This is a genomic window from Streptomyces sp. SID1328, from assembly GCF_009865595.1.
Lineage (GTDB): Bacteria > Actinomycetota > Actinomycetes > Streptomycetales > Streptomycetaceae > Streptomyces > Streptomyces griseoluteus.
In genome coordinates, this window is sequence record NZ_WWKH01000569.1 from 1 (window position 1) to 1,485 (window position 1,485).

Annotated in this window: 3 protein-coding genes; all 3 read left to right on the forward strand. The window is 72.1% G+C overall.

All coding sequences use genetic code 11. The features are described from left to right. Positions 1–68 precede the first annotated feature (68 nt). Positions 69–491, forward strand: coding sequence for an RlpA-like double-psi beta-barrel domain-containing protein (locus tag GT030_RS18015; RefSeq protein WP_161201963.1), 423 nt, complete (start codon positions 69–71; stop codon positions 489–491). Between the two features lie 11 nt (positions 492–502). Beyond that, positions 503–1,126, forward strand: coding sequence for a cell wall protein (locus GT030_RS18020; protein WP_202460227.1), 624 nt, complete (start codon positions 503–505; stop codon positions 1,124–1,126). A gap of 23 nt (positions 1,127–1,149) precedes the next feature. Next, on the forward strand, positions 1,150–1,485 hold a 336-nt coding region (locus tag GT030_RS18025; protein ID WP_346009672.1), incomplete at its 3' end, for a MauE/DoxX family redox-associated membrane protein.

Below are 1,485 nucleotides of genomic sequence, written 5' to 3' on the forward strand. Positions count from 1 at the left end.
CTCCATCGCTTCATCGCTCCACCCCATCCCAGGTTTGTCATGTACCTGCAATCAGGGAGGACTGCACGATGGCTTGCGGATCGACCAGCCTCTGGGCCGGTGAGACCAGTTGGTTCTGCTGCGGCAACTCTTGGGGGTCCTGCGGCAGTGCCGGCGGCGGCGCCTGCGGCAACTGCCAGTCCAGCGCGCACCACGGCGCCTGGCCCAACGCCTCGGCGGCGTGCTTCAGCATCACCCGCCCCGACCTCTGCGGCGAGAACATCCCCCGGCGCGGCTGCGGTTCGGTGATGAACGTCCGCCACCAGTGCTCCGGCGCGACGGTGTGCATCACCATCACCGACTGCGGCCCCCGTACCAAGGACTGGTGTGGCGAGGCGACCTGCTGCAACGGCGCCTGCCGCACCAACCGCGTGCTCGACCTGACCCCGGCCGCCTTCTCGGCGATCGGCAACCTCAGCTCCGGCAAGCTCCCCGTCTACATCTACGAGTGAGGAGGCCCGACATGAACGCACGGAACACCACGGGAGTGCCGTCCGAGGGGATGCGCCGCCGCCGCTTCCTCACCACCGCCGCCCTGGGCGGCGCGACCATCGTCGGCGCCGGCGCACTGGGCGGCCTGGACGCCGACGCGGCCTTCGCCGCCGAGCCCTCCCTCGACCCGGCCATCGCCAAGTCCTCCTTCGTGGAGGGCAGAATCACCGGCATCACCGGCAGCGTGCTGGAGGTGGCCGGATCCAGCGGCGGCCACGCGCGCGTGCAGATGACCAATGTCACCAGCGTGTGGAAGGTCCGGCCCACCACCGCCGAGGTCATCGAGGTCGGCGACGGCCTCTACGCGCGCGGAGTCCCCATGCCCGACGGCACGGTGGCCGCCGACGCGGTCTGGGTCAACATCGTCAACCTCGACACCACGATCCGGGGCATCGCGAAGAACCGGGTCCACCTCGCCCACGGACAGCACGAGGTCGTCGGCAACATCCTCGCCGACACCGGCGCCTCCTACGCCGGACGCGGACTCACCTCCGACCTGTCCCGGCTGCGCATCGGGCAGAGCGCCCAGGTGCTGGGCGCCTGGCGGCCGTCCGACGACACGGTGGACGTCGTCCGTATCTCCGTCGGGCACTGAAGCGGACGTCGGGAGAGGCGCTGATGCTGTCACTGACCACGGGATTGCTCCCGCTGCTCCTCGCCGGGCTGCTCGCCTGGACCGGCGCGGCCAAGGCCCTCGGCCCGGACGTCGTCCGTACGGCGCCGAAGACCGCGCTGGCCCGCCTGCTGAGCAGCAGCGAGCGGGCCGTCCTGGTGCTGCGTGCCACCGGGTGGGCCGAACTGCTCCTGGCCGGGGCCCTGCTCGCGGCACCCGGCAGCGCGCTGCCAGGGGCGGCCACCGCCGTCCTCGGGGCCGGGTTCCTCGGCTATCTCGGCTACGGCCGGGCGCGGGCCCCTCAGGCGTCCTGCGGCTGCTCCGCGAGCGAGGACACGCCG